Here is a 6,496-nt window from a genome sequence, read left to right on the forward strand (position 1 = left end):
TTTGGGCCACCCACTCAATCGCCTGAGGCGAGAGCTTGGTTCGTGTCCCGGTGGCCGCCCGGTTTCCCTGGCGACTTGGAGAACTTTACATGGCCGAAAACCCCCCAAAACAGGGGGGTCCCTTAACTCGATCTTCCCAGGTCAAACCCCGTGCTATCCCCGGAAACGGCCCGCCGCAGCCCCGAGCACCCCGTCCAGCCGCCTCGTCGGCCGGCGGAAAACATTGCTCCGACTACATTGCGGCGTATTGCACCGATCCAAAGCTCTGCCTACCGTCAGCCTCATGCCCACCCTCCACACCGGCCACGGCACCGTCCTTACCTACGACGACCGAGGTACCGGCGACCCGGCGCTGCTCCTCGTCCACGGCCACCCCTTCAACCGCTCCATGTGGCAGCCCCAGACCGAGCACTTCGCCGAACGGGGCTTCCGCGTCGTCGTCCCCGACCTCCGCGGCTACGGCGAGAGCACCGGCCCCGCCGTGACCGGCCTCCGCGACTTCACCCGCGACCTCATCGCGCTGGCCGACCACCTCGGCCTCGCCACGTTCGTCCTCGGCGGCCTCTCCATGGGCGGCCAGATCGCCATGCAGACCGTCGCCGACCACCCCGAGCGCGCCCAGGCGCTCCTCCTGGCCGACACCTTCCCCACCGCCGAGACCCCCGAGGGCCGCCAGAACAGACGAGCCGCCGCCACCAGGATCGAGCGGGAAGGGATGAGCGACTACGCCGACGAACTCCTCCCGAAGATGGTCTCCCCGCAAACCCGCGCGAAGAACCCCGAAGTCACCCAGCACGTCCTCACGATGATGCGCACCACTCCACCCACCGGCGCCGCCGCCGCACTCCGCGCCCGTGCGCTGCGCCCCGACTACCGGGTGACCCTCGAACAGGTCGACGTCCCCACGCTCGTGACAGTCGGCAGCGAAGACGAGTTCACCCCCGTGTCCGACGCCCAGCTCATGCACGGACTCGTGGCCGGTTCCGCACTGGCGGTGCTGGAAGGCGCGGGCCACCTGCCTAACCTGGAGTCCGCGGCCGGGTTCAACGACGTGTTCGGCCGGTTCCTGAACGCACTCCGGCCCCGGCCGGACCACCAGGCGGAAGAACGGTGACCCACTCCATGAAGACCGTATTCGTGACCGGCGCGAGTGCCGGGTTCGGCGCTGCGATCACGCGCCGGTTCGTGGCCGAGGGCTCGCGGGTCGTCGCCACGGCCCGCAGCGCCGACCGGCTCGCCGCGCTGACCTCGGAGCTCGGCGAGTCCGTGCTGCCCGTGGTGCTCGACGTGCGCGACAGCGACGCGATCGTCGCGGCCGTTGGCGCGCTGCCCGGCGACTGGGGCCGGATCGACGTGCTCGTGAACAACGCGGGCCTGGCCAAGGGCCTCGAGCCGGCGCAGGAGGCCCAGCTCGAGGACTGGGACCAGATGATCGAGACCAACGTGACCGGTCTCGTGCACCTCACCCGCGCGGTGCTGCCCGGCATGGTCGAGCGCGGCAGCGGCCACGTGATCAACATCGGCTCCATCGCCGGCACCTACCCCTACCCCGGCGGCAACGTCTACGGCGCGACCAAGGCGTTCGTGCACCAGTTCAGCCTCAACCTGCGCAGCGACCTGCGCGGCACCGGCGTGCGCGTGACCAACATCGAGCCCGGCATGGTCGGCGGCACGGAGTTCTCCAACGTCCGCTTCGGCGACGACGACAAGGCGGCAGGCGTCTACGCCGGCACCACCCCGCTCACCGCCGACGACATCGCCGAGTCCGTGTTCTGGGCCTCCGCGCAGCCGCCGCACGTGAACGTGAACGTCATCGAGATCATGCCGGTGGTGCAGAGCTTCTCGGCCCTGACCATCCACCGCGAGAGCTGAGTCTCGAAAATCAGGGCGCGAACCGCTCCAGCCCGAACAGGTCGAACAGCGCCTGCTGGGCCGGGTCGCGGTCGGTGAGGATGCGGCGGCTGCGCGGCCGCCCGCCGGTGGACGGGTAACGCAGCACCGTCTCGCCGATCCCGCACAGCTGGTCGAGCAGCTCGCCCACGGACAGGTTCATCCCGTCGCGGTCGGCCTCTCGCCGCATGAGGTGCGTGACGGTGGCGGCGAGCACCGAGACCAGCGCGTGCACGGCGACGCGGTGCGGAGTCCACTCCCACCGCGGCGTCGGGCCGACCGCGGCGGGGCCGGTGAGCCAGCGGAACGTCGACTCCAGGTAGGTCCGCGCGCGGTAAGCGGTGACGATCTCGGCCACCGGCCAGTCGCGGTCGGTCACGAGGATCTGCTTGCCGAAGTACTCGTCCACCAGCCGCGCGACGGCCGCCTCGTCGACCCGGCGCGTCAGCCGGATCTCGCCCGGCCGGGTACCGGTGAGCGTCGCCTCCAGGACCCGGCCGACGCGGCGGCCGCGCGTGACCCGCGAGATCTCGGCGTGGACCTGCGTGCGGTCGCCGCGGTGCGTACCGGCTTCCAGGGCCGCGGCCAGGCCGTCGAGCTCGCGGATCGCGGTGCTCAGCTCGTCGGTGAACGCGCGGTACTGCGCGGCGTACAGCGTGGCCGAGTGCGTGAGGATGACCCGGCGCCGCACGCCGTCGACGGTCGCGCGGGTGTCGATCGCGGTCAGCCCGGCGAAGCGTTCCGGGTCCACGCGCCGGCGGGCCGAAGCGGGCTGCGTGAGCAGGTCCGGGTGGTCGGCCGGAAGAAGCGAGCCGACGAACCCGCGCCGCGCGCCGAGGTCGAGCTGCGCAGCCTGCCCAGCGTGGAAGACGAGCGTGACGTCCGTGGCCGGATAACGCTCGCCCAGCTCCCCCGCCAGCGCGCCGAACGTCGGCGCCGCGCCGCTGTCCCTGCGGTACACCCGCGACGCGAGCGGGATCGCGCCGTCGCGCGTGACCACGAGGCCGAGTCCGGCGAGCGCGTCCTGGCAGGCCGAGGGCACCGTGCAGTCGGCGGCGGTGAAGGCCGCGAACTGCGGGACGTCCACGGCGAGCGCGGAGGTGCCGTCGTCGCCGAGCAGGTCGAGCACGGCTTCGGCGACCGCCGTTTCGACGCCCGTGATGCGCTCCGGCGTCAGGCGCTGCAACGCCCGCCAGTGGGCCGCCGTGGTGACGGCGGCCTTCGGCGGACGCGGGCGCACGAGGTCCTGCGCCGCGCAGCCGGCCCACCACTGTTCGAAGCTCGCGCCGGCGCCGGTCGCGCGGTGCAGCACGGCGAGCGCGACGTGGAAGCCGAGCGTGGTCTTCGCGCGCTGCGGGCCCGCCACGGCGTCGACCCGACGGACGAGATCGAGCCGCTGGATCGTGCCCCACACGGCCGCCACATCACCGAACGTGCGGTGCCGCGCGCCGCCCGGTTCCGCGCCGCCGGGCAGCGCGCCGGCGATGTCCTCGGCCGTGCCGAGGTACCGCTGCGTCACCACCCGCGGCGCGCCGTCGACCCGCGCGGATTCGGCCAGGTAGTAGTACGTCCGTCCGCCGATGCGCTTCCCGATCACCGATGCCACACTTTAGGTAATACACGTTCCGCGGGTGATCGACAACCTTTCCACGCCTCTGACCAGCGCGGATGATCGTCTCTTCCGAACGGGTGAGCACGTGGCGGACAACGCACTGGCCCACTTCCGCGAGCTGGTCCTAGCGTGACGGGAATGGCACCCGAACCCGAGTTGACCGCCCCTACCCCGTCGGCGATGCGCCGCGCGCTCGCGCGGGCCAGGGACGGGAAGACGCTCGACCTCGCCGAGGCCACCGTGCTGCTGCACGCGCGCGGCGACGACCTCAAGACGCTGTCCGAGCACGCCTCCCGAATCCGCGACGCCGGCCTCGAAGCCGCCGGTCGCGCGGGCGTCATCACCTACAGCCGCAAGGTTTTCATCCCGCTGACGCGGCTGTGCCGCGACCGTTGCGGCTACTGCACCTTCGTGACCGTGCCGGGCCGGCTCGAGTCGCCGTTCCTCTCGCCCGACGAGGTCCTCGAGATCGCCCGCAAGGGCGCCGAGATGGGTTGCAAGGAAGCCCTGTTCACACTCGGCGACCGGCCCGAGGACCGCTGGACGGCCGCCCGCGACTGGCTCGACGCCCACGGCTACGACGACACGCTCTCCTACGTCCGCGCGATGGCCATCCGCGTGCTGGAGGAAACCGGCCTGCTGCCGCACCTGAACCCCGGCGTGCTGAGCTGGCAGGACTTCCAGCGGCTCAAGCCGGTGGCGCCGTCGATGGGCATGATGCTCGAGACCACGGCGACGCGGCTGTGGAGCGAGAAGGGCGGCCCGCACTACGGCTCGCCGGACAAGGATCCCGCCGTCCGGCTGCGCGTGCTGGAGGACGCCGGGCGCAGCTCCGTGCCGTTCACGACCGGCGTGCTGATCGGCATCGGCGAGACGCACGAGGAGCGGGCGGACGCGCTGTTCGAGATCCGCAAGGTCGCCAAGACCTACGGCGGCGTCCAGGAAGTCATCGTGCAGAACTTCCGGGCGAAGCCGGACACGAAGATGCGCGCGACCCCGGACGCCGACCTCGAAGAGCTGGCCGCGAACATCGCCGTGGCGCGGCTCGTGCTGGGCCCGAAGATGCGCATCCAGGCGCCGCCGAACCTGATCGGCAACCAGTACGACCTGATGATCCGCGCCGGGATCGACGACTGGGGCGGCGTCTCGCCGCTGACCCCGGACCATGTCAACCCGGAACGCGCGTGGCCGCAGATCGACGAGCTGGCCCGCCGCACCGAGAAGGCCGGCTTCGAGCTGAAGGAACGGCTCACGATCTACCCCGAGTACGTCAACGCCGGTGAGCCGTGGCTGGACCCGCGGATCACGCGGCACGTCGCCGCGCTCGTCGACCCGGCCACCGGGATGGCGCGCGAGGGCGCGATGCCGGTCGGTATCCCGTGGCAGGAGCCGGACGGCGGCTGGCAGCAGTCCGGCCGCACCGACCTGCACACCGAGATCGACACCACCGGCCGGACGGAAGACCGCCGCAGCGACTTCGACTCCGTGTACGGGGATTGGAAGGAGATCGGCGACCGGATCAAGACCGGGCCGCAGAAGTTCGACTCCACCGTCCTGGAAGCCTTGCGCAGTGCGGAAAAGGACCCCGCTGGGCTGTCCGACGACGCCGCGCTGGCGCTGCTGTCGGCCGAGGGCAAGGAACTGGACGCGTTCACGAAGCTCGCCGACGACCTGCGGCGCGAGACGGTCGGCGACGACGTCACGTTCGTCGTCACGCGGAACATCAACTTCACCAACGTCTGCTACACGGGTTGCCGCTTCTGCGCCTTCGCGCAGCGTCGCACCGACGCCGACGCGTACACGCTCTCACTGGAGCAGGTCGGCGACCGCGTGGACGAGGCGTGGGCCGCGGGCGCGACCGAGATCTGCATGCAGGGCGGCATCCACCCGGACCTGCCGGGCACCGCGTACTTCGACCTCGCCGCCGAGGTCAAGCGGCGACAGCCCGACATCCACCTCCACTCCTACAGCCCGATGGAGGTCGTCAACGGCGCCTCCCGGACCAATCTGTCCCTGCGCGACTGGCTGATCCAGGCCAAGGAGTCCGGTGTGGACTCCCTGCCGGGCACGGCGGCCGAGATCCTCGACGACGACGTCCGCTGGGTGCTGACCAAGGGCAAGCTGCCGACGTCGGAGTGGATCAAGGTCGTCACCACCGCGCACGAGGTCGGCCTGCCGACGACGTCCACGATGATGTACGGCCACGTCGACACGCCCGCGCACTGGGTCGCACACCTGAAGCTGCTCGCCCGGCTGCAGCGCGAAGGCCTGGAGAAGCACGGGCGGCGCGGGTTCACCGAGTTCGTGCTGCTGCCGTTCATCCACCAGAGCTCGCCGATCTACCTCGCCGGGCTCGCCCGCCCGGGAGCCACCCAGAACGAGAACCGGGCGGTGCACGCGCTGGCCCGGCTGCTGCTGCACGGGATGATCGACAACATCCAGAGCTCCTGGGTGAAGCTCGGCGAAGAGGGCAGCCGCGCGGTGCTGCAGGGTGGCGTCAACGACATCGGCGGCACGCTGATGGAGGAGACGATCTCTCGCATGGCCGGCGCGTCGAACGGCTCGTACAAGACGATCAGCGACATGCGCGCGATGGTCGAGCCGCTGGGCCGGCCGTTGCGTCAGCGGACTACGGGGTACGGAGTGCCGTCGGCTGAGCGCATGGCCGCCGCGGAGGCGTCGGACGGGGTGGCGACGGCGGTGCGGAAGCCGTTGCTGCCGTTGCTGACTTCCTGAGTTTCGGTGGTGCTGCGCCCCCGGCCGAGTTCGGTCCGGGGCGCATTCATGCGCACTGTCTCCACTCGATCGGGTGTGGACAACTGGCCTCGAGAGGGCCCGGGCGCCGGGAATTGTCGGTGGTCGCCGATAGACTGGACGTGGGACGCCCCCTCGGGAGGGCCAGGGTTCCGGCAAAGTCTTTGGGCCTGGTTGTAGGGCGGGCACGGTCTCTGTTGATCATGTGATTGTCGAAGTCCCATGATCGTGAGAGAGCCG

General features: G+C 71.0%; 4 protein-coding genes. 3 read left to right on the forward strand and 1 reads right to left on the reverse strand.

Features of this window, described 5'->3' with window-relative positions:
* Positions 1-283: 283 nt before the first annotated feature.
* Positions 284-1,114, forward strand: coding sequence for an alpha/beta fold hydrolase (locus ABZU76_RS51440; RefSeq protein WP_354885818.1), 831 nt, complete (start codon positions 284-286; stop codon positions 1,112-1,114).
* A gap of 8 nt (positions 1,115-1,122) precedes the next feature.
* Complete coding sequence (locus ABZU76_RS51445) at positions 1,123-1,872, forward strand: SDR family oxidoreductase (RefSeq protein WP_354885821.1); 750 nt, start codon at positions 1,123-1,125, stop codon at positions 1,870-1,872.
* A gap of 10 nt (positions 1,873-1,882) precedes the next feature.
* Here ABZU76_RS51445 and ABZU76_RS51450 read toward each other — a convergent pair whose 3' ends face one another.
* Entirely contained in the window at positions 1,883-3,487 is a 1,605-nt protein-coding gene (locus tag ABZU76_RS51450; protein ID WP_354885824.1) for a transposase, read from the reverse strand.
* A 153-nt stretch (positions 3,488-3,640) separates the two neighbouring features.
* On the opposite strand from ABZU76_RS51450, the gene ABZU76_RS51455 reads away from it, so the two are divergent.
* A complete protein-coding gene (locus ABZU76_RS51455; protein ID WP_354885827.1) occupies positions 3,641-6,238 on the forward strand; it encodes a bifunctional FO biosynthesis protein CofGH in 2,598 nt (865 codons plus the stop codon).
* Positions 6,239-6,496 lie beyond the last annotated feature (258 nt).

It is taken from the genome of Amycolatopsis sp. NPDC005232, assembly GCF_040607795.1.
In the GTDB taxonomy this organism is placed as follows: domain Bacteria; phylum Actinomycetota; class Actinomycetes; order Mycobacteriales; family Pseudonocardiaceae; genus Amycolatopsis.